The 21,308-nt window shown below is 73.3% G+C and carries 18 protein-coding genes; 10 read left to right on the top strand and 8 right to left on the bottom strand.

Annotated features, from left to right (window positions below):
* Positions 1–5: 5 nt before the first annotated feature.
* The 3 genes from DQ392_RS05220 to DQ392_RS05210 are packed head-to-tail and all read left to right on the top strand — an operon-like array spanning position 6 to position 3,519.
* On the top strand, positions 6–1,619 hold the full coding sequence (locus DQ392_RS05220) for a flavin-containing monooxygenase (protein ID WP_114014279.1): 1,614 nt from the start codon (positions 6–8) through the stop codon (positions 1,617–1,619).
* Positions 1,616–2,632: an alpha/beta fold hydrolase gene (locus DQ392_RS05215; RefSeq protein ID WP_114014278.1), complete on the top strand. Its 1,017-nt coding sequence runs from the start codon at positions 1,616–1,618 to the stop codon at positions 2,630–2,632. The genes DQ392_RS05220 and DQ392_RS05215 overlap by 4 nt, the downstream gene beginning before the upstream one ends.
* Entirely contained in the window at positions 2,629–3,519 is an 891-nt protein-coding gene (locus tag DQ392_RS05210) for an SDR family oxidoreductase (protein WP_114014277.1), read from the top strand. The genes DQ392_RS05215 and DQ392_RS05210 overlap by 4 nt, the downstream gene beginning before the upstream one ends.
* Positions 3,520–3,612: 93 nt before the next feature.
* Here the strand turns inward: DQ392_RS05210 and DQ392_RS05205 are convergent, their stop codons facing one another.
* From DQ392_RS05205 to DQ392_RS05195, 3 genes are all read right to left on the bottom strand, one after another.
* Positions 3,613–3,801: a hypothetical protein gene (locus DQ392_RS05205; RefSeq protein ID WP_114014276.1), complete on the bottom strand. Its 189-nt coding sequence runs from the start codon at positions 3,799–3,801 to the stop codon at positions 3,613–3,615.
* A 104-nt stretch (positions 3,802–3,905) separates the two neighbouring features.
* The gene (locus DQ392_RS05200; RefSeq protein WP_114014332.1) at positions 3,906–7,250 is read right to left on the bottom strand and encodes a S41 family peptidase; all 3,345 of its coding nucleotides are present in this window, start codon (positions 7,248–7,250) and stop codon (positions 3,906–3,908) included.
* A gap of 509 nt (positions 7,251–7,759) precedes the next feature.
* A complete protein-coding gene (locus tag DQ392_RS05195) occupies positions 7,760–8,173 on the bottom strand; it encodes an SsgA family sporulation/cell division regulator (protein ID WP_114014275.1) in 414 nt (137 codons plus the stop codon).
* A gap of 247 nt (positions 8,174–8,420) precedes the next feature.
* Between DQ392_RS05195 and DQ392_RS05190 the strand changes: the two genes are divergently transcribed.
* The 4 genes from DQ392_RS05190 to DQ392_RS05175 all read left to right on the top strand — a co-directional run bounded on the left by DQ392_RS05190 (position 8,421) and on the right by DQ392_RS05175 (position 12,596).
* Positions 8,421–9,608, top strand: a complete 1,188-nt coding sequence (locus tag DQ392_RS05190) for an energy-coupling factor ABC transporter permease (RefSeq protein WP_114014274.1) — start codon at positions 8,421–8,423, stop codon at positions 9,606–9,608.
* A 19-nt stretch (positions 9,609–9,627) separates the two neighbouring features.
* Positions 9,628–10,392, top strand: coding sequence for a cobalt ECF transporter T component CbiQ (gene cbiQ, locus DQ392_RS05185; protein ID WP_114014273.1), 765 nt, complete (start codon positions 9,628–9,630; stop codon positions 10,390–10,392).
* Positions 10,380–11,192, top strand: a complete 813-nt coding sequence (locus DQ392_RS05180) for an energy-coupling factor ABC transporter ATP-binding protein (RefSeq protein ID WP_114014272.1) — start codon at positions 10,380–10,382, stop codon at positions 11,190–11,192. The genes cbiQ and DQ392_RS05180 overlap by 13 nt, the downstream gene beginning before the upstream one ends.
* Positions 11,193–11,351: 159 nt before the next feature.
* Positions 11,352–12,596, top strand: coding sequence for a serine hydrolase domain-containing protein (locus DQ392_RS05175; protein WP_245981198.1), 1,245 nt, complete (start codon positions 11,352–11,354; stop codon positions 12,594–12,596).
* 58 nt (positions 12,597–12,654) lie between these two features.
* Here DQ392_RS05175 and DQ392_RS05170 read toward each other — a convergent pair whose 3' ends face one another.
* From DQ392_RS05170 to rsmI, 5 genes are all read right to left on the bottom strand, one after another.
* Positions 12,655–13,596 carry a 4-(cytidine 5'-diphospho)-2-C-methyl-D-erythritol kinase gene (locus tag DQ392_RS05170; protein WP_114014270.1) on the bottom strand — a complete coding sequence of 314 codons (942 nt, stop codon included), beginning with the start codon at positions 13,594–13,596 and terminating at the stop codon, positions 12,655–12,657.
* Positions 13,597–13,608: 12 nt separating this feature from the next.
* Complete coding sequence (rsmA, locus tag DQ392_RS05165; protein ID WP_114014331.1) at positions 13,609–14,496, bottom strand: 16S rRNA (adenine(1518)-N(6)/adenine(1519)-N(6))-dimethyltransferase RsmA; 888 nt, start codon at positions 14,494–14,496, stop codon at positions 13,609–13,611.
* A 175-nt stretch (positions 14,497–14,671) separates the two neighbouring features.
* Positions 14,672–15,550, bottom strand: coding sequence for a TatD family hydrolase (locus DQ392_RS05160; RefSeq protein ID WP_114014269.1), 879 nt, complete (start codon positions 15,548–15,550; stop codon positions 14,672–14,674).
* 26 nt (positions 15,551–15,576) lie between these two features.
* A complete protein-coding gene (locus DQ392_RS05155) occupies positions 15,577–15,876 on the bottom strand; it encodes a hypothetical protein (protein WP_114014268.1) in 300 nt (99 codons plus the stop codon).
* Between the two features lie 249 nt (positions 15,877–16,125).
* Positions 16,126–16,974, bottom strand: coding sequence for a 16S rRNA (cytidine(1402)-2'-O)-methyltransferase (gene rsmI, locus DQ392_RS05150; RefSeq protein ID WP_114014267.1), 849 nt, complete (start codon positions 16,972–16,974; stop codon positions 16,126–16,128).
* A gap of 59 nt (positions 16,975–17,033) precedes the next feature.
* Between rsmI and DQ392_RS05145 the strand changes: the two genes are divergently transcribed.
* The 3 genes from DQ392_RS05145 to DQ392_RS05135 all read left to right on the top strand — a co-directional run bounded on the left by DQ392_RS05145 (position 17,034) and on the right by DQ392_RS05135 (position 21,248).
* Positions 17,034–18,830: a dolichyl-phosphate-mannose--protein mannosyltransferase gene (locus DQ392_RS05145; RefSeq protein ID WP_114014266.1), complete on the top strand. Its 1,797-nt coding sequence runs from the start codon at positions 17,034–17,036 to the stop codon at positions 18,828–18,830.
* A 24-nt stretch (positions 18,831–18,854) separates the two neighbouring features.
* Complete coding sequence (locus DQ392_RS05140; protein WP_114014265.1) at positions 18,855–19,289, top strand: TIGR03668 family PPOX class F420-dependent oxidoreductase; 435 nt, start codon at positions 18,855–18,857, stop codon at positions 19,287–19,289.
* 312 nt (positions 19,290–19,601) lie between these two features.
* Complete coding sequence (locus DQ392_RS05135; protein ID WP_181856281.1) at positions 19,602–21,248, top strand: penicillin-binding transpeptidase domain-containing protein; 1,647 nt, start codon at positions 19,602–19,604, stop codon at positions 21,246–21,248.
* The last annotated feature ends 60 nt before the right edge of the window (positions 21,249–21,308 follow it).

Genomic DNA, 21,308 nt, shown 5'->3' with positions numbered 1-21,308 from the left:
GCGGCATGGCGGCCGAGGACGAGCAGGAGCACGTACGGGTGGCGGTGATCGGCACCGGATTCGGCGGCCTGGGAGCCGCCGTGCGGCTGCGCCGCGCAGGGGTGACGGACTTCGTCCTCCTGGAACGCAGGGGGGCCGTCGGCGGTACCTGGCACGACAACACGTATCCCGGGTGCGCGTGCGACATCCCCTCGCACCTGTACTCGTTCTCCTTCGCGCCCAACCCGGAGTGGCCGCGCAGCTTCTCGCCCCAGCCGGACATCCGCGCCTACCTGGAGCGCGTCGCCGACACCTTCGGGCTGCGCCAGCACATCCGTTTCGACACCGAGGTCCAGCAGATGACCTGGGACGCGGAGGAGCTCCACTGGCGGGTGGAGACCTCCCGGGGGGCGCTGACCGCCGATGTCGTCGTCTCGGCGACGGGGCCGCTCTCCGAGCCCAAGCTGCCCGACATCCCGGGCCTGGACTCCTTCGAGGGGAAGGTCTTCCACTCGGCCACCTGGGACCACGGCTACGACCTGCGGGGCAAGCGCGTCGCGGTCATCGGCACCGGGGCCTCGGCCATCCAGATCATCCCCGCCATCCAGCCGGTGGTCGGCGAGCTGACCGTCTTCCAGCGCACTCCCGCCTGGGTGGTGCCGCGCAACGACCGCCGCATCACCAAGGCCGAGCAGAAGCTGCACGCCCGCTTCCCGGCCACCCAGAAGCTGCGCCGCCTCGCGCTGTGGGGGGTGCACGAGCTGGAGACCCAGGTCTTCGCCAAGTACCCGAAACTGCTGCCGGCCGTGGAGAAGGTCTCCACGCTGCACATGAAGCGCGCGGTCAAGGACCCCGAGCTGCGCCGCAAGCTGACGCCCGACTACCGCGTCGGCTGCAAGCGCACGCTCGTGTCCGACGACTACTACCCGGCGCTCGCGCAGTCCAACACGCAGGTCATCGACTCCGGGCTCAAGGAGATCCGCGGCAACACGCTCGTCTCCGCCGACGGGCGTGAGGCGGAGGTCGACGCGATCGTCTTCTGTAGCGGCTTCTACGTCTCCGACATGCCGGTCGCCGATCTCGTCAAGGGCGCGGACGGGGAGACGCTGGCCGAGTCCTGGGCCGAGGACGGCATGAACGCGCTGCGCGGGACGACCACGACGGGCTTCCCCAACTTCCTGTTCGTCATCGGGCCGAACACGGGTCTCGGCACCAGTTCGATGATCCTGATCATCGAGGCCCAGCTCAACTACCTGGTCGACTACCTGCGCAAGCTCGACACCCTCGGCGGCGGCGACAAGGCGGCACTGGACGTGCGGCCCATCGCCCAGCACACCTACAACGCCAAGCTGCGCGAACGCATCAGCTCCAGCGTGTGGGAGACCGGCTGCACCAGCTGGTACCTGGACGCACAGGGCCGCCCGGTGGCCGTATGGCCCGGCACCACGGCGGAGTTCCGCAAGATCACGCGGGAGGTGTGGCTGGAGGAGTACGAGGTGCTGCGCCGGTCCGGCGCGGGGAGGACGGGCGCGCGCCGCAAGGCGCCGCTGCTCGCCGGAAGCGTCGGCAGGGGGGCGGCCACTCACGCCTTCCACACGGCGGAGGACATGCCGGCCCACGCACGGGAGGACGCACGATGAGCCGCCCCACCACCACGGCAGACGGACTCACGGGACGCTACGCGCCGCCCACGCCCGCGCGCGAGGTGACCGCGCGCTCCGGGGACGGTGTGGTCTTCCCCGTCGAGGTGCACGGCCGCGACGGCGACCCCGCGGTCGTCCTCTCCCACGGCTGGACCTGCTCGACCCTTTTCTGGGCGCCGGTCATCCGCGAACTGACCGCCACGGGGCACCGCGTCGTCGTCTACGACCAGCGCGGGCACGGCCGCAGCCCCGCCGCGGCGACCCCCGCGGTCTACAGCACCGCGATGCTCGCCGACGACCTGTGCGCCGTCCTCGACGCTGCGCTCGCACCGGGTGAGAAGGCCGTCATCGGCGGCCACTCCATGGGCGGCATGACGCTCATGGCGGCGGCGGGCCGCGAACAGCTGCGCACGCACGCCGCCGCGCTCATGCTGTGCAGCACCGGTGCCCAGCACCTGACGGGACAGGCCCGCGTCATCCCGTTCCGCTCCGAGCGGTTGCGCCACCACGCCCACCGCGCGCTGCTCGGCTCCAGCGCACCCCTCGGCCCGGTCACCGCTCTGACGCGCAAGGCCCTGGCGTACGGCACGCTGGGCCCGCAGCCGGATCCCGCCACCGTCGAGGCGACCGCGCGCATCGTGCACGCCTGCCCTACGGGCGTACGGGCCGCGTGGGGCGGCGTGCTCGCCGGGCTCGACCTGTCGGCCAAGGTGCCGCACCTGGACGCGCCCACCGCCGTCGTCATCGGCACCCACGACCGGCTCACGCCCCTCCCGCACGCCCACCGGATGGCCGCGCTGCTGCCCGACTGCACGGGCGTCCACCGGCTGGAGCGGCGCGGGCACATGACGCCGCTGGAGGAGCCGGAGACCGTCAGCGAGGTGCTCGCCGGGCTCGTCAGCCACCACCTCACCGCCCCTGCGGGCACCCTCGCGGACGACGCCACGGACGTCCCCGCGGACGCCGCCACGCGCGCCGGTGCCGCCACGACGAAGGAGAAGAGCGCATGACCCGGGTCAGGCTCGAAGGACAGGTCGCCGTCATCACGGGTGCGGCACGCGGCGTGGGCGCGTTGCTCGCCCGCAAGATGGCCGCACGCGGCGCGAAGATCGCCCTCGTCGGTCTTGAGCCCGACGAGCTGAAGCGGGTCAGCGAGTCCCTCCACACCGAATCCGCCCACTGGCACGCCGACGTCACCGACCACGAGGCCATGGCCGAGGTCGCCCGCGAGGTCAAGGACCGCTTCGGCAAGGTGGACATCGCCGTCGCCAACGCGGGGGTCGCCACCGGCGGTCCCTTCATGGACTCCGACCCCGTCTCCTGGCGCCGCGTCATCGAGGTGAACCTCATCGGGGGCGCCGTCACGGGACGCGCCTTCCTGCCCGTACTGGCGGAGTCCCGCGGCTACTTCCTCCAGATCGCCTCACTCGCGGCCATCACGCCCGCGCCGATGATGACGGCCTACTGCGCCTCGAAGTCCGGCGTCGAGGCCTTCGCGCACAGTCTGCGCGCCGAGGTCGGCTACAAGGGCGTCGGCGTCGGCGTCGGCTATCTGAGCTGGACCGACACCGACATGGTGCGCGGGGCCGACGCCGACGACGTGATGCGCGACGTGCGGCAGCGGCTGCCGTGGCCCACCAACAAGACCTACCCGCTGGGGCCCGCCGTCGACCGCCTCGTCGACGGCATCGAGCGCCGTTCGCCCCACGTGTACGGCCAGTGGTGGCTGCGCGGCATGCAGGGCATACGCGGGTATCTCGCATCGGTCATCGGGGGCCCGCTGGGGCAGCGCGAGATGAAGGCCGTGGCGGGCCGGATCGAGGCGGCGGGCGGAGTGGCCACCGGCCTGGTAGGGGCGGGGGGAGAGGCGGACGAGAAGTCCAGGGCCTCCCGCTAGAACCGCCCTTTTCGACGGGCGGCCGGGCCCCGGGCCTGCCTTCTTCGGGGGCCGGGGCCCGGCCGCACCCGTCACTGGAAGGGGTACTGGCGCTTACCGGTCGCCCTTGTCCTGCTTGTCCTGCCACTCCTGTGCCCGGTCCTGCGCCTTGTCCTTCATCTCCTCGCCCTTCTCGCGGACCTGCTGTCCGCGGTCGCCGGACGACTTCTCGCCGGAGCTCTTCTCCTTGCCCTTGTGCTGGAGCTGCTCCATCTTGTCCTTGAACTGGTCTGCGAGGCCCATCGGTACTCCTTCGGTGTTGTCCTGAAGGGCTCCTTCCACCTTCGCACGCCGGTGCGAATAGTGCATTCCGTGCCAAAAGGGGTAGCGGGTCGACGCGGGGGCCCTCAGGGGCGGGGCGGCAACGGCGGCCGCGACCGGTCGGGGACGTCCCCGTAGCCGGGCGGCGTGCGTGCGGGGTGCCGCTCCAGCAGGTCGAGCGCGGTGGTCACGGCGGTCCCCAGGACGGAACTGCGCCCCTCGGCCCAGTCCAGGGGCGTCCGCAGGACCTCGATGTCGGGGTCGACGCCGCGGTTCTCGACCGACCACCCGAAGCCCTCGAACCAGGCCGCGTTCATGGGCACGGTGATCACCGTGCCGTCGCCGAGCCGGTGCCGCCCTGTCATGCCGACGACGCCGCCCCAGGTGCGGGCGCCGACGACGGGGCCGAGGCCGAGCTGCCGGAACGCGGCGATGATCATGTCGCCGTCGGAGGCGGTGGCCTCGTCGGCGACCGCGACCACGGGCCCGCGCGGCGCGTTGCTGGCGTACGAGACGGGCTCGGCGTTGCGGGTGAGGTCCCAGCCGAGGATGGTGCGGGTCAGCTTCTCCAGGACGAGCTCGCTGATGTGGCCGCCCGCGTTGCCCCGCACGTCCACGATCAGCGCGGGACGGGAGACCTCCAGGCGCAGGTCGCGGTTGAACTGTGCCCACCCTGAGCCGCCCATGTCGGGGATGTGCAGGTAGCCGCACTCCCCGCCGCTCAGCTCGCGGACCACCTCACGGCGGCGGGCCACCCAGTCTTGGTAGCGCAACGGGCGTTCGTCGATCAGCGGGACGACGGCGACCCGGCGCGGGCCCGCCTGCTCCAGGGTCAGCTCGACGGTGGTGCCGCCCGCCGCGGCCAGCAGGGGCGCGGGACCGCTGTGGATGTCGACGGGGCGGGCGTCGACGTGGGTGAGCAGCGCGCCCTCGCGCACGGGTGAGGCGGCCAGCGGGGAGCGGGCGCGCGAGTCGGAGGAGTCGCCCGGCAGGATGCGGCCGATCTGCCAGTCGCCCTCGGGGGTGCGGATCAGATCGGCGCCGAGGAAACCGATGGGCCGCTGGTAGTGCGGCGGGCCCTCGTCGCGCCGCGCGGGGGTGACGTAGGCGTGCGAGGTGCCGAGTTCGCCGAGAACTTCGCGCAGCAGGTCGGCGAACTCGTCAGGGGAGGCGACGCGTTCGACCAGCGGGCGGTACTGGTCGAGGACGGCGTCCCAGTCGACCCCGCTCATGCCGGGATCCCAGAAGTACGCCTGGATCAGCCGCCCGGCCTCTGCGTAGGCCTGCCGCCACTCGGCGGCCGGGTCGACGTCGTGGAGGACGCGGCGCATGTCGATGTAGGTGGTGCTGTCGGAGTCGGCCTGCTGCCCGGCCGGGACGACGCGGAGTATCCCCTCGTCTGCCACGACCAGCCGGGTGCCGTCCCCGCTCAGCGCGAACCAGTCGATGTCGCTGGTCAACTCGGTGCGCTTGGCGGTGGTCAGGTCGAAGTGCTCCAGCGTGGGCCGGCCCGAGGTGTCGGCCGGGTTGACGAACGTCTCGCCCAGGGCGCCCGAGATGGGGAACCGCAGCCAGATCAGCCCGCCGCCCGCCACCGGGCACAGCGCCGTGTACTTGGACGCGGTCACCGGGAAGGGCGTCACGCGGTTCGCCAAACCTTCCGCCTCCACGAGAACCGTCACCTCGGGCCCCTCCTCTTCCCCGCCGGCGCCCACCGCGTCCTGCGGGTCGAGTCCGCCGGCGGCGGGGCGGCCCTCCGGGCTGAGCGCGAAGGGTGAGAGCGTCGCCGAGGCGAGCGGCACCAGGTAGGGGCGGCAGCCCAGCGGGAAGGAGAGATCGCCCGTGTGCACGTCGTAGACCGGATCGAAGCCGCGCCAGGACAGGAAGGCGAGGTAGCGCCCGTCCCGGGTGAAGACGGGCTGCTCGTCCTCGAACCGGCCGTCCGTGACGTCGAGGATCGTGCGCTCCCCCTCCGGCCCCTGCGGGTCGGCGACCTTCGCCAGTCTGATGCAGGACAGGGACCGGCCCACCCCGGGGTGCGCCCAGGCCAGCCACCGCGAGTCGGGGGAGAAGGCGGGGTCGTGCACGGGACCGTTGTGCGATCGAACGACCTCGGTGATCGTGGCCTCGGGCGCGGACCTGTCCTCGTCGAGATCGGGGACGTCGACGATCAGCAGTCGCCCGTCGTGCGCGACGACGGCGAGCCGCTCCCCCGAGGGGGCGGCCACCAGTTCGAGTACCCGCCCGAGCTGCCCGCCGGCCACCCGGTAGGCGGGCCGCTGCCGGGTGGCGCGGGGGAGGTCGGCGATCTCGATGGCGTCCTCGCCGTCCGCGTCCGTGACGTAGGCGATCCGCCCGGTGCCGCCCAGCATCTCGGGCAACCGCGACCGCACCCCCGGGGTGTCGCAGATGGCCCGCGCAGGACCGTCGCGGTGGGTGAGCCAGTACATGCTGCCGCGCACCGCCACCGCGCTCGCCCGGCCCGTGGGGTCGACGGCCAGCCCGTCCAGGTGCGCGCCCGCCGGCACCTGGTAGGGGCGCCGCCCGGCGCGCTGGCCGCCCAGCCGCACATCGAGCCGGTGCGGGCGCGCCGTACGCGCGAAGTCGTCGACCAGCCACAGCTCGCCCGCGCACTGGTAGACGACCCGCCGCCCGTCGGTGGCGGCGTGCCGGGCGTAGAAGGTGTCGTGGTCGGTGTGGCGGCGCAGATCCGAACCGTCGGGGAGGCAGGAGTACAGGTTGCCGACGCCCTCGTGGTCGGAGAGGAAGGCGACCCGCCCGCCGACCAGCATCACCGCGTCCAGGTGTCCCTCGAGAGCGGGCAGCAGCCGCTCGCCTTGCAGCCACATCCGCCCCGTGGCGCCGCCCCGGTACCGCTTCCAGCTCGCGGGCTCGTGCGGGGGCGTGCCCGTCAGCAGCAGCGTGCGCCGCTCGCCCTCCTGCTCGGCGACGGCGATGTCCGAGACCGGCCCCCACGGCAGTCTGCTGCCGGGGCAGGGGGCGTCCGGACGGTCGGCGGGCGGCCCGTCGGGGCCCTCGACGGGAATGCGGTAGGACCAGGCGCGGTGCGCGAACGGTTCGCCGTGCGAGGCCACGGCCAGCACGTCGCCCTCGGGGGTCCAGCCGCAGACCCGCGTGTCGGTGGCGCCCCAGTACGTCAGCTGCCGCGCGGGGCCGCCGCCCACCGGCACCAGATGGACCTCGGGGTCGAGGCTGCGCCAGGTGGTGAAGGCGATGCGCTCCCCGTCGGGGGAGAAACGGGGATGTCCGACGCGGGTGCGGTCGACGGTCAGCCGCCACGCCCGTCCGGACGGCTCCTGCGCACCGGGCAGCGGGGCGAGCCACAGGTCGTCCTCGGCCACGAAGCAGAGCAGGTTGCTGTGCAGGTGCGGGAAACGGAGGTACGCGCCGTCGTCGATCATCCCTCCCATGGTTCGGGCCGCGAGCACCATCAGCAAGTTGTAAGAGCGCCCCCTCTCCTCGGGGCTTCGCCCCTGGCCCCCCATGGTCTTCCCCTTCTTTCACGAGGGTGCCCTCGGCCGTGGTTGGGGCGCTCCGCCCCCAAACCCCCGCGGCCTCGCCGGCCGGGCGTTGGGGCGGCTCCGCCCCCCAACTGCCCCCCGCTACGGGGGGCTCCGCCCCCCTAGGAGCCCCCTGGAGTATCTGGGAGGGCCCTCTTGCGTGAGAGACGACCCAGCATCTATGTACTGCGGTTCTGTCTCCTGTGGGGGGTCCAGGGGGCGGAGCCCCGTGGCGGGGGTTCCTAGGGGGGCGGAGCCCCCGTAGCGGGGGGCCTTTGGGGTGGGGGTCCCCCCGGACGGAGTCTGGGGGAGGAGCCCCCCGGATAGAGAGCAACACCCTCGGGGGTGGGCGGCCCCACTGGAAAGGGGGGGCATCGGGGGCCCGCCCCAGGAGGAGCGAAGGTCACACTCCGCGAAGGTCACACTCCGCGGAGCAGGGAGCGAAAACCCTCTTCCAGATCGAGGAACGCCCCCTCGCCCCCAGCGGGAACAACCTCGTACGACCTCTGCAAGAACGCAGACAGATCCGCACTGAAGAACTCCAGAACGGCCACCCCTTCCCCCGCGTGCAACTCGATCACAGTCCGCTCCTGGCCGAAGGGGCACACGTGGACGTCTCCTTCCCCGGCGGGCCCGCACGCCCCCTGGGCGAGGAGGTCGCGGGAGAAGGTCCAGGTGACTTCCTCGCCGTCGAGGGATATGTCGGCGGGGAAGACGAGGTGCACGGCGAGCGGGTCGGCCGAGTCGTAGCGAAGAGCGGGTGTCAGGGGGCGGGTGGCGGGCGGCCGGGTGATCAGTTGGGCCGGCACGGTGCGGGTGATGACCTGTGACACGTCTGCTCCTCTGGGTCGGGGACTCCCGGTCCGCTCATCGCTCGGGCCGGGTTGCCCCTTCGTCCTGTCAGACGCGTGGGACGGCCGGTCAGTCACCCGGGGGGCCTGGTGAGCTCTGCCACAGCGCGCGCACTTCTTCTCTTTGCTTGTTCTCCCTCTTGCAAGTTCTTTGCATTTGACCGCTATTCTCAGGAGGCTGAAGCTGAACCGTCACCGGCTGTGCCGTCGTGAGAAGGGGTGCTTCCCCATGCACGTACCTGATGGATTCATCGATGCCCCCGTCTCGGCCGGTACGGGCGTGCTCGCCGCCGTGGCTGTCGCTGCCTCCCTGCGTGGCGCCCGGCGCGAGCTCGGTGGCGGCCTCGGCGAGGCGGGGGAGCGGACGGCGCCGCTGGCGGGTCTGGTCGCCGCGTTCATCTTCGCGGTGCAGATGCTCAACTTCCCGGTGGCTGCCGGGACGAGTGGGCATCTGCTCGGTGGGGCACTCGCCGCGATCCTCGTGGGACCCTGTACGGGCGTGTTGTGCGTGTCCGTCGTGCTGCTGCTCCAGGGGGTGCTGTTCGCTGACGGTGGGCTGACGGCCCTGGGGACGAACATCACGGACATGGGTGTGGTGACCGTCCTGGTCGCCTACGGCCTCTTCCGCGCGCTGCTGCGGGTGCTGCCGCGCAGGCGTTCCGCGGTGACGGTCGCGTCGTTCGTCGCCGCTTTGGTCTCCGTGCCGGCCGCCGCCGTGGCGTTCACGGCTCTGTACGCGCTGGGCGGGACGAGTGACGTGTCGTTGGGCAAGGTGGTCGCCGCCATGGTGGGCGTGCACGTGCTCATCGGGGTCGGCGAGGCCGTGATCACGGCGGCGACGGTGGGGGCGGTGGTGGCCGTCCGTCCGGACCTGGTGTACGCGGCGCGGGATCGCCTGTCCGTCCGCCTGGAGCTACGGCCTTCTCCGCTCGCGTCCACGGACGCAGGCACGACCGCCCCCGCGCAGGAACCCGCAACCGCACCCACGGACGCTCTTGAGGGCTCTCCCGCGCGGGAACTTGAGAGCGCCCCCGCGCAGGAACCCGCGAAGGTCCCCGCTCCCCGCCGTTCCGCCCGCCCCCTCTGGCTCGCCGGCCTGGCGGCGACCGTCGTGTGCGCGGGCGGCCTGAGCTTCTACGCGTCGGCCAGCCCCGACGGGCTGGAGAAGGTCGCGGCCGACAACGGCATCGACGAGAAGGCGGAGGATCACGCCGCCGAGGACTCGCCGTTGGCCGACTACGGCGTCAAGGACATCGCCAACACCCGTCTCTCCGGCGGCCTGGCGGGAGTCATCGGCGCGGGGGCCACCCTCGCGGTGGGCTCGGGCGTGTTCGTGGTGGTGCGCCGCCGCCGAGGCGCCGACGGGGGCGCGTCGGCGGCGGCTCCGCAGCCGGCCGACGCACCCGCCGAGCGCTGAGCAGCGGGGCCGCGGCGACATGGGTGCGGGACACGCGCACAAGCTCTACAAGGACGTGCGCTCGCCTGTGCACGCGCTGCCCGCGCACTGCAAGCTGGCGGCGGTCTTCTGCTTCGTCGTCCTCGTGGTGGTCACGCCGCGCGAGGCGGTGTGGGCGTTCGGCGCGTACGCGCTGCTGCTGGCGGCCGTGGCCGCGGCGTCGCGGGTGCCGCCGCGGCATTGGCTGACGCGGATGGCGATCGAGGTGCCGTTCGTGGCGTTCGCGGTGCTGCTGCCGTTCGTCGCCGAGGGGGAGCGGATCACCGTGCTGGGGATGTCGCTGTCCGAGCCGGGGCTGTGGGGGGCGTGGAACGTGCTCGCCAAGGGCACCTTGGGGGTGGCGGCGTCGGTGCTGCTCGCCTCGACGACCGGGCTGAACGCACTGCTGCTGGGGTTGGCGCGGCTGCGGATGCCGCCGCTGCTGTGCCAGATCGCCACGTTCATGGTGCGCTACGCGGACGTCATCAGCGACGAGATGCGGCGGATGCGCACCGCCCGCGTCTCGCGCGGTTTCGAGGCGCGCGGCCCGCGGCACTGGGCGGTGCTCGCCAAGTCGGCCGGGTCGCTGTTCATCCGCTCCTACGAGCGGGGCGAGCGGGTGCACCTGGCGATGCTCAGCCGCGGCTACACCGGCACGATGCCGCCCGCTCTCGGCGACGGCCCCGCGGCCCGCGCGCAGTGGGCCCGTTCGGCGGCGCTGCCTCTCGCCGCTCTCGCGATCTGTGTGACGGGATGGGCTTCGTGAACTTGGCTGCTTTCCCCGCCGACGGCGCCGACGTGCCCTCCCTTGAGGTGCGGGGGCTGGCCTACGCCTATCCGGACGGCCATCAGGCGTTGTTCGGTGTCGACCTGACGGTGGAGCGCGGCCGGCGTGTCGCCCTGCTCGGACCCAACGGTGCGGGCAAGACCACGCTGGTGCTGCATCTCAACGGCATCCTGACGCCGGGTGCCGGTTCTGTCACGGTCGCCGGGCTGCCGGTCGCCCGCCCGAACCTGGCGGAGATCCGGCGCCGCGTGGGCATCGTCTTCCAGGACCCCGACGACCAGTTGTTCATGCCCACCGTCCAGGAGGACGTCGCTTTCGGCCCCGCGGCCGCGGGACTGCGGGGGGCGGAGCTTCGAGAGCGTGTCGAGGAGGCGCTGGAGCGGGTGGGCATGGCTCAGCACGCCCACCGGGCGCCGCACCACCTCTCGTTCGGGCAGCGGCGGCGCGTCGCGGTCGCCACCGTGCTGGCCTCCCGTCCCGAGATCCTCGTCCTGGACGAACCGTCCTCCAACCTGGATCCGGCGGCCCGCCGTGAGCTGGCCGATCTCCTCAGGGCGCTGGATCTGACGGTCCTGATGGTCACCCACGACCTGCCGTACGCGCTGGAGCTGTGTCCGCGTTCCGTCGTCCTGGCCGACGGCGTCCTGGTGGCCGACGGCATCACGCAGGAACTGCTGTCGGACCCGGAGCTGATGCGCGCGCACCGTCTGGAGCTGCCCTTCGGCTTCGACCCCCGTTCGGTGACAGCCCCCGTCGCACAGCGTCCGCGGGCGACGTAGGACCATGGGGGCGCGGCGCACGAAACCGTCCCAAGGCGACAGGCAACGCCCCAAGGCGACAGGCGCCCCCAAGGCGACAGGAGCGAATCGAACGTGGCTAAGGTCGTTCACTCAGCGACGGCGGCGCCCGGTCCGCCGGCAGCGGCGGCGGGCACGCCGGTGACGGTGCACGGCACGGTGGCGAAGGGGTACGAGCCCGTCAGGGACGCCTTCGTACGCAACTTCGCCGAGCGCGGCGAGAGGGGCGCGGCCGTGGCCGTGCACCACGAGGGCCGCAAGGTCGTCGACCTGTGGGGCGGCACCACCGACCCGGCGGACCCCGGCGCCGCGCCCTGGGCCGAGGAGACCGCCGTCGTCGTCCGCTCGGCCACCAAGGGGCTCGCCGCGGCGGTCCCGCACCTGCTGCACCAGCGCGGCCAGCTCGATCTGGACGCCCCCGTCGGCGCGTACTGGCCGGAGTTCAAAGCCGCCGGGAAGGAACGTGTCCTCGTCCGCCATCTGCTCGCCCACCGTGCGGGTCTGCCCGCTGTGGAGGCCCCGCTGACCCCCGAGCAGCTGCTGGACCCGTCGGCCGGGCCGCGGGCGCTGGCCGGACAGGCGCCCGAGTGGCGCCCTGAGGAGGGGCACGGCTACCACGCGCACACCTTCGGCTGGCTGCTCGCGGAACTGGTGCGCCGTGCCAGCGGCGGCCGCAGTTTGGGCCGCTGGTTCGCCGACGAGATCGCGGGACCCGCCGGGCTCGACCTGTGGATCGGGCTGCCCGAGGAGGTGGCCGCCTCGGGGCGGGTGGCCAGGGTCGCCGAGCTGAGGGCGCCGGAGCCCGCACCGGGGGCGCTGCGGACGCGGCCCAAACGTGCGGTGACCGACGCCTACGCCGATCCGGGCTCGCTCACCCGCCGCGCCTTCGACGCCGTCGAGCCCCGCCCTGACGAGAACGCGCGCGCCTACCGTGCGGCCGAACTCCCCGCCGCGAACGGCATCGCCACGGCCCGCTCCCTCTCCGCGTTCTACGCGGCGCTGATGGGCCCTGTGCGGGCCGGTTCCGACGGTTCCGTCGCCTCCCGGGCGGACGGCGGCTCCGGTGGGCGGGCGCGGGCGGGTGCCCGCCGGCTGTTCACGCCCGCGACGCTCACCCAGGCACGGTCGCAGGAGGCGGAGGGTCCCGACCGGGTGCTGATCGTCAACACCCGTTTCGGGCTGGGCTACATGCTGCACGGTTCGGCCTGCCCGATGCTCGGCCCCGGCTCCTTCGGGCATCCGGGCCGCGGCGGCTCGCTGGGCTTCGCCGACCCGGAGTCGGCCCTCTCCTTCGGCTACGTCACGGGGACTCTGCACCGCTCGGTCACCAGCGATCCCCGCGCCCAGGCACTGGTGCGGGCGCTGCGGACGGTGGCCCCGGCCTGACGGCAGCGCGGTCCCGACGGCGTCAGCGGACGGTGACGCCGTCAGGCCGGGCGGGTGCTCACACCACCGTCGCGCCCGGTGCGGGCCCCGCGGTGGGCCGGGCCGCGCGGCAGGTGCCCGAGGTGGTGAGGGCGTGGGCGGTGCGGGCGGCGGAGTCCGCGTCGGGCAGCAGGAAGGCGCAGGTCGGGCCCGAGCCGGAGACCAGCCCGGCCAGTGCGCCCGCCTCCAGTCCTGCCGTGAGGGTCTCGGCCAGCGCGGGTCGCAGGGACAGGGCGGCGGCCTGGAGGTCGTTGTGCACGGTGGCGGCCAGCGCCTGCGGGTCGCCACCGCGCAGTGCCGCCAGCAGGGCCTCGGACGCGACGGGTTCGGGGATGTCGGTGTCGGCGGATCCGGTGCCCTCCGCCTCGCGCAGCCGGTCGCACTCGCGGTAGACGTCCGGCGTGGACAGTCCGCCGTCCGCGACGGCGAACACCCAGTGGAAGACCCCGCCCACCTGGAGCGGCGTCAGCACCTCGCCGCGTCCCTGGCCGAGCGCGGCACCGCCCGCGAAGCTGAACGGCACGTCGGAGCCGAGTTCGGCGCACAGGGCGAGCAGTTCCTCGCGGGGGGTGTCAAGGCCCCACAGCCGGTCGCAGGCCAGCAGGGCGCCCGCCGCGTCGGCGCTGCCGCCCGCCATGCCGCCGGCGACGGGGATGTCCTTGGCGAGGTGGAGGTGTACGGCCGCCTCGATGCCGTGCCGCTGGGCCAGCAGCCGGGCGGCGCGCGCCGCCAGATTGCTGCGGTCCTGCGGGACGAGTGCGGCGTCGGGCCCCGAGACGGTCAGCCGGGGCGTCTGGGCCGGGGTGGCGCTGACCGAGTCGTAGAGGCCGACGGCGAGGAAGACGTTGGCGAGCGGATGGAAGCCGTCGGCCCGCAGCCCGCCGACCGACAACTGGACGTTGACCTTGGCCGGGACGCGCACGGTGACCGTCCGGGCGGGTGCTGCGGCTGGCTGGGACACGGGCGGTGCTCCTCAGTTGCTGTCGGAAGGCCGGGACAGGGGGCGCTCGGCGGGGCCGGCGTCGGGGCGGTGCTCCGCGATGGCGGCGAACTCCGCGACGGTCAGCGCCTCGCCGCGCGCCTTGGGGGACACGCCGGCGGCCCGCAGCGCCTCCTCGGCGGCGGCGCCGGAGCCCGCCCAGCCGGCGAGCGCGGCCCGGAGGGTCTTGCGGCGCTGGGCGAAGGCCGCGTCGACCACAGCGAACACCTCCTCGCGCCGTGCCGTGGTGTGCGGCGGGTGCGGACGGCGCACGAGCGAGACGAGACCGGAGTCGACGTTGGGCGCGGGCCAGAAGACGTTCCGTCCGATGGCGCCTGCCCGTTTCACGTCGCAGTACCAGGCGGCCTTCACCGACGGCACTCCGTACACCTTCGAGCCGGGGGCCGCGGCCAGCCGGTCGGCGACCTCGGACTGCACCATCACCAGCGTCCGCTCGATGCCGGGGAAGGTGGCCAGCAGGTGGAGCAGCACGGGGACGGCCACGTTGTAGGGCAGGTTGGCCACCAGGGCGGTCGGCGCGGGTCCCGGCAGCCGGGAGACCCGCAGGGCGTCCTGGTGGACGAGGCAGAAGTGTGCGGCGCGCTCGGGCAGCCGGGCCTCGACGGTGGCGGGCAGGGCGGCGGCCAGCGTGTCGTCGATCTCGACGGCGGTCACGTGTGCCGCTGTCCGCAGCAGCGCCAGCGTCAGGGACCCGAGCCCGGGGCCGACCTCGAGGACCACGTCGTCGGCGCCCACCTGGGCGGTGCGCACGATGCGCCGCACCGTGTTCGGGTCGATGACGAAGTTCTGGCCGCGCTGTTTGGTGGGCCGCACGCCCAGCGCTCCGGCGAGCTCCCGCACGTCGGCGGGCCCGAGCAGCACGCCGTTGCCCGAGCTGTCGGCGGGACCGTCGAAGGAGCCGGTCCGGCCGGCGCCCCGCGGGGCGGCCGACGCGTCGGAGGGGGGCTCGGCCTGGCTCTCGGACGGGGCCGACGGCGGATCGGAAGGGGCTGCGCTCACTGCGACAGTCTAAGAGCCGGGCCGGGCACCGGTGCGCTCAGTACCCGAAGGCCCGTGCCGTGTTCGCGGCCACGTGGCGGGCCAGGGTCTCCTCGGGCATGCCCTTGGCCCGGGCCATCGCCCGCAGGGTGACAGGAACGAGGTACGGCGCGTTGGGGCGGCCGCGGTAGGGGGCGGGCGTGAGGAACGGGGCGTCCGTCTCCACCAGCAGCAACTCGGGCGGTGCCGCGGCGAGCGCGTCGCGCAGCGGCTGCGCGTTCTTGAAGGTGACGTTCCCGGCGAACGACATGAAGTAGCCCCTGTCCGCGCACACGCGCGCCATCTCGGCGTCCCCCGAGTAGCAGTGGAAGACGGTCCGCTCGGGCGCGCCCTCCTCCTGAAGGATGCGCAGCACGTCCGCGTGGGCGTCACGGTCGTGGATGACCAGAGCCTTGTCCGTGCGCTTCGCCAGCTCGATGTGGGCGCGGAACGAGCGGTGCTGGGCGGCGACGCCGTCCTCGCCGGTGCGGAAGTAGTCCAGGCCACTCTCGCCGATCGCCAGCACCTGGGGGAGCGCGGCGAGTTCCTCGATGCCGGCCAGCGCCTCGTCCAGCAGCGCGTCCCCGCCCTCGGCGGCGAGCCGGGGCGCCTCGTTGGGGTGGAGGGCGACGGCGGCCCAGACGGGTTCCCAGGCGGCGGCCGTCTCGGCGGCCCACCGGGAGCGCTCCAGGTCGCAGCCGACCTGGATGACCGTCGTCACACCGACGGCCGCCGCCGCGGCGAGTGCGTCGGCGACGGCCGGCTCCTGCATGTCCAGGTGCGTGTGGGAGTCCGCGACGGGGTGGGCGAGGGGCTCGGGCGGCGGCGGGGGTGCCTGTGCCGCCCGGGCCTTCGCGGCGCTGTTCGCAGTGGTGTTCGAGGTCGCGGAGGGGGACATACCGGCGATGATAAGGCGCCGGTATGTCACCGCTCCCAGTGGCCGGGGAGCGCCGCGTCCGCGGTCGAGACGCGCCCGGAGCGCATGATGCGCACCACGTGCCCGTCGCAGAAGCGGCACGTGGGCCGGGTGAGCGGCGAGGGGACGCGTTCACCGTCCGCGTAGTACACGATCAGTGGCCTGCCGTCGGCGTATTCGAGGTGCTGGATCTCGTAGTCCTGCTCCCAGCCGTGCCCGCATCGCATGCAGGCGAACGAGTACGCCTCGCGCACCGTGTCGCGGCGGGTGGTGGCGATGTCCTTGTCGATGCCGCTCTCGCGCTTCATGGCAGCTCCTTCCCGGGGCACCTCCCGGCCGTAGGCGGGGGAGGGTGAGTGGTACGCCCACACCCCAGTGCACTCCTCCTACGAGCACACCGGAAGGAAAGCCGGCGGAGCTTTTCGTCTGTTTGGAGAGATTTGAGGCGAGCGTCAAGGTGCGGGGCCCCCATGGGTCTCCCCTTTGCCTGAACGTTTGCCTGAACGCGCAGGTGTTTTACCCGCCGGCCACCGGCTGCCGGGGCTCCGTCCTGGTCGTCACCTGGGGGTCTTCTTGTGCGCGACCACCGCGTCGAACACCTGCCGCTTGGGTACGCCCGCCTCGCGGGCCACCTCGGCGATGGCCTCCTTGCGCCGCTCGCCCGCCTCCTCGCGTACGGCGACCCGGCGCGCCAGCTCCGCGGCGTCCGGTTCGCCCGCCGCTGCCGCCTCGGCGCCCCGCACGACGAGGGTGATCTCTCCGCGGACGCCCTCGGCCGCCCAGCGCGTCAGCTCCCAAAGCGGGCCGCGCCGCACCTGCTCGTAGGTCTTGGTCAGCTCCCGGCAGACCGCCGCCTCACGCTCCTCACCGAACACCTGTGCCATCGCGCTCAGCGATGCCGCAACCCGGTGCGGCGACTCGAAGTAGACCAGCGTGCGCCGCTCGTCGGCCGCCTCCCGCAGCCGGGCGAGCCGCTCCCCCTGCTTGCGGGGCAAGAACCCCTCGAAACAGAAGCGGTCCACGGGCAGCCCCGAGACCGCCAGCGCCGTGAGCACCGCGGACGGCCCCGGCACGGCCGTCACCCGCACCCCGCGCTCCACCGCCGCCGCCACCAGCCGGTAGCCGGGATCGGAGACGGACGGCATGCCCGCGTCCGTCACCAGCACCACCCGCGCCCCGCCCGCCAGCGCCTCGGCCAGCTCGGGCGTACGCGCCGACTCGTTGCCCTCGAAATAGGAGACGATCCGCCCGCCCAGCGTCACCTCCAGCGCCTGGGTGAGCCTGCGCAGCCGCCGGGTGTCCTCCGCGGCGACGATGTCGGCGGCGGCCAGCTCGGCGGCGAGCCGTGGCGGGGCGTCCAAGGGGTCGCCGATGGGGGTGCCGGCGAGCACGAGCGTTCCAGTCACCCGCCCATCCTCGCAGCGGCGGCGACGCGGCCGAGCACAGCGCCCCCGCGATCCCTACGATGGCCCGCGTGACGACCAGTGACACCGTGGGTGACGCCGACCGCGAACAGGCGGGGCCCGGCGCCCCGGACAGCGGGGCGGGGCCCGGCGGCGAGCGCGCGGCGGGCACGCTGCCCAGGTGGCAGGCGCGACTGCGCAGGTTCGGCTACACCGCCAGGCCGCGGCCCGACATCGCCGACCGGCTGACCCCGCGCTTCCCCGCACCCGACCCGCGCCTGGGCGCCGTCTTCGGGCTGGGCCCCGAGGCGGCCGTGCGGCTGGCCCGCTGGGCGGCCTGGGGAGGGCCGCTGCTGGTCGCCCTGGTCGCGGGGGCGCTGCGCTTCTGGGACCTCGGTTCCCCGCACGCCGTCATATTCGACGAGACCTACTACGCCAAGGACGCCTGGTCGCTCATCCACCTCGGATACGAGGGGACCTGGCCGGACAACGCCAACGACCGCATCCTGCACCACCCGCAGGAGATCCCCCTCTCCCCGGAAGGCTCCTACGTCGTCCACCCGCCCGTCGGGAAGTGGATCATCGGGCTGGGCGAGGCCCTCTTCGGGCTCGACCCGTACGGCTGGCGGTTCATGACGGCGGTGCTCGGCACCCTCTCGGTGTTCATGCTGTGCCGCATCGGGCGCCGCCTCTTCCGCTCCACGGCGCTGGGCTGCCTGGCCGGTGCCCTGATGGCCGTCGACGGGCTGCACTTCGTGATGAGCCGCACCGCGCTGCTGGACCTCGTGGTGATGTTCTGGGTGCTGGCCGCCTTCGGCTGCCTGCTCGTCGACCGCGACAAGTCCCGCGCGCTGCTCGCCGCCAGGCTGCCGCGCGGCAGCACCGACGAGGGGCCAGGCCAGGGAGCGCCGCTGCCCGACGCCCACGTGGGCGACCGCACAGGACTGGGCAGACGCCCCTGGCGGCTGCTGGCCGGACTCTGCCTCGGGCTGGCCTTCGCCACCAAGTGGAACGGCCTGTACGTCCTGGCCGCGTTCGGCGTCCTGACCGTGCTGTGGGACATGGGCGCGCGCCGCACCGCCGGCGCCTCCCGGCCCTTCCTGGCGATGCTCCGCAAAGACGCGCTGCCCGCCTTCGTCTCGCTGCCCGTGCTGGCGCTGGTCACCTACGCCGTCTCCTGGACGGGCTGGTTCGCCACCTCGGGCGGCTACTTCCGCGACTGGGCGGACAAGCAGGGCGCCGCCGGCCCGTGGGGGTGGCTGCCCGGACCGCTGCGCAGCCTGTGGCACTACGAGAGCGAGGTCTACTCCTTCCACGTCAACCTCACCTCGCACCACACCTACCAGTCCAACCCGTTCAGCTGGCTGGTGCTGGGCCGCCCCGTCTCCTACTTCTACGAGTCGCCCAAGGCGGGCACGGACGGCTGCACCGACAAGACCGAGGGCTGCGCCCGCGAAGTCCTCGCGCTGGGCACCCCGATGCTGTGGTGGGCCGCCTGCGCGGCGCTCGTCTACGTCCTCTACCGGTGGTTCTTCCGCCGCGACTGGCGCGCGGGCGCCCTGCTGTGCGGAGTCGCCGCCGGCTACCTGCCGTGGTTCGCCTACCAGGAGCGGACCATCTTCCTCTTCTACGCGGTGGTCTTCCTGCCGTTCCTGTGCCTCGGCCTGGCCATGGCGGCCGGGGCGCTGGCCGGACCGCCGGGCACGGACGAGAGACGGCGCACCATCGGCATCGTCGCCGTCGGCGTCATCGGCCTGCTCATCGTCTGGAACTTCGTCTACTTCTGGCCCATCTACACAGGCCAGACGATCCCGTTGGAGGAGTGGCGGCACCGGATGTGGCTGGACACGTGGATCTGACGAGGCGGCACACCGGGAGGCGGGATGCGGCTCGGTGAGGCGGAGGCGCGGCGCAGGCTGAGCGGGGCGCGGGTGCTGCGGCTGGCGACCGCCGGCCCCTCGGGGGTGCCGCATCTGGTGCCCGCCACCTTCGCCGTCGACGGGGACACGCTGGTGACGGCCGTGGACCACAAGCCCAAGCGCCACCGCGACCTGCGCCGGCTGCGCAACATCGAGGGCAACCCCGCGGTGTGCGCGCTGGTGGACGAGTACGACGAGGACTGGACGCGGCTGTGGTGGGTCCGCGCCGACGGCCGGGCCCGCCTCGTGGACGGCGACGAGGGCGCGGCCCTGACCGACCTGCTCGTGGCCAAGTACCCGCAGTACGCGCGGCGTCGGCCCGAGGGGCCACTCATCGCTCTCACGCTGACGCGGCTGACGGGCTGGGCGTACGGTGAAGGGCGGCCCCCGGACCGATAGAGGGCGCCGGCGGTCCGGCGGAGCACGGAAACGGCCACCGGAGATCGCGATTCGGACACGGTGTCGTGTAACGGAACCGATCGCCACGCGCCGCTCGTCTGTCCCATGGGGCACGGGAACAGGCGGCCGCCGTACGGCGGTTCCACTCCCGGACCGGAAACCCCGGAACCGGTGAATCGCGCACCGCACATCTCCGGACGACGGGGCCAAACGGGCATACCAGGGCACGAGCTGTCATGAGCGTGCTCTAGGGTGCCTCGCGTCAGGACTTCGGCCGCACGGGCCAAGGCGGGGTGGAGGGGCAGAACTCGGATGCGCGACACACAGAAGATGGCCGTGATCGGCGGGGTCGCAGCCGCCGTCGTCGGACTCACCGGCGTCGGCGTCTACGCCCTGGTCGGCAGCGACGGCGACGGTGAGGACGGCAAGGGCACCGTCTCCGCCGCGGGCGACGGCAAGGCGCGCGAGGTCAAGAAGGGCCCCCTCAGCGCCGAGGAAGTGCGCAGCGCCGCCAAGGAATTCCTCGGCGCCTGGGCGCAGGGCGACCCCAAGAAGGCCGCAGCCCTCACCGACGACTCCGGCGAGGCAGGCAAGGCACTGGCCGCCTTCCGCAGCAAGGCCCACGTCTCCAAGCTCGCCCTGACCCCGAAGGCCGCCGAGGGCGAGAAGGTGCCCTTCAGCGCCACCGCGCACATCTCCTACGGAACCAAGACCGGCTCCTGGTCCTACGACTCGGCGCTTCAGGTCGTCCGCGACACCTCCACGGGGCAGCCCGTCGTCGACTGGAAGCCGTCCGTGCTCCACCCCAAGCTGGGCAAGGACCAGACGATCCGGACGGACGAGAAGGGCACGCCGCCCGTCGAGGCCGTCGACCGCAACGGCAAGCCGCTGGAGCCCTCCGCGCACCCCACGCTCGCCCGCGTCATCACCGACATCGGCAAGCGCTACGGCGACAAGACCGACGGCTCCCCGGGCCTACAGGTGCGCGTCGTCGACGCGAAGGGCAAGACGAAGCACGTCCTGCGCCAGCTCAGCAAGCCCAGCCCCGGCCGGCTCAAGACGACGCTGGACGCGGGCGTCCAGAGCGCGGCGGAGAAGGCCGTCGACGGCGAGTCGAAGGCGGCCGTCGTCGCCATCAAGCCCAGCACGGGCGAGATCCTGGCCGCCGCCAACGCGCCGGCGAAGGCCTTCAACATCGCCTTGAGCGGCTCCCTGGCGCCCGGCTCCACCATGAAGGTCATCAGCAGCGCCATGCTGCTCGACAAGGGGCTCGCCTCCCCCGGCAAGGCACACCCCTGCCCCAAGTACTTCGAGTACGGCGGCTGGAAGTTCCACAACGACGACAAGTTCGAGATCAAGGGCGGCACCTTCGCGCAGAGCTTCGCCCGCTCCTGCAACACGGCCTTCATCTCGCAGGCGCCCGAGCTCAAGGACGACGACCTCACCAAGGAGGCCAGGGACGTCTTCGGCATCGGTCTCAACTGGCAGACCGGCACCGGCACCTTCGACGGCAGCGTCCCCGTGCAGTCCGAGGCCCAGATGGCGTCCTCCCTCATCGGCCAGGGCGGTGTCCGGATGAACCCGCTCAACATGGCCTCCGTCGCGGCCACAGCGCAGAGCGGCACGTTCCGGCAGCCGGTCATCGTGCCCGCGTCCGTCGACAACCGCACCCTTGCCAAGGCGTCGCGCACCATGAAGCCGGGCGTCCACGAGGACCTCAAGTCCCTGATGAAGCTCACCGCGCAGAGCGGCACGGCGGCCGAGGCGATGTCGGGGCTCAGCGGCGACATCGGGGCCAAGACCGGCTCTGCCGAGGTCGACGGGCAGAAGAAGCCCAACGCCTGGTTCACGGCCTACTCGGGTGACGTGGCCTCCGCCGCGGTCGTGCCCGCCTCGGGGCACGGCGGGGAGAACGCGGGCCCCGTCGTGAAGAAGGTGCTCCAGGCCGCCGGCGGCTGACGTCCGGCGGGCCGCACCGGCGCACCCGGTGAGCGCGGTCGGGGCCCCGGCACAGTCCGG

The organism is Streptomyces reniochalinae (assembly GCF_003323735.1).
GTDB lineage: Bacteria > Actinomycetota > Actinomycetes > Streptomycetales > Streptomycetaceae > Streptomyces > Streptomyces reniochalinae.
The sequence above is the reverse complement of the archived record's forward strand: the minus strand, read 5'-3'. Positions and strand labels throughout refer to the sequence as shown.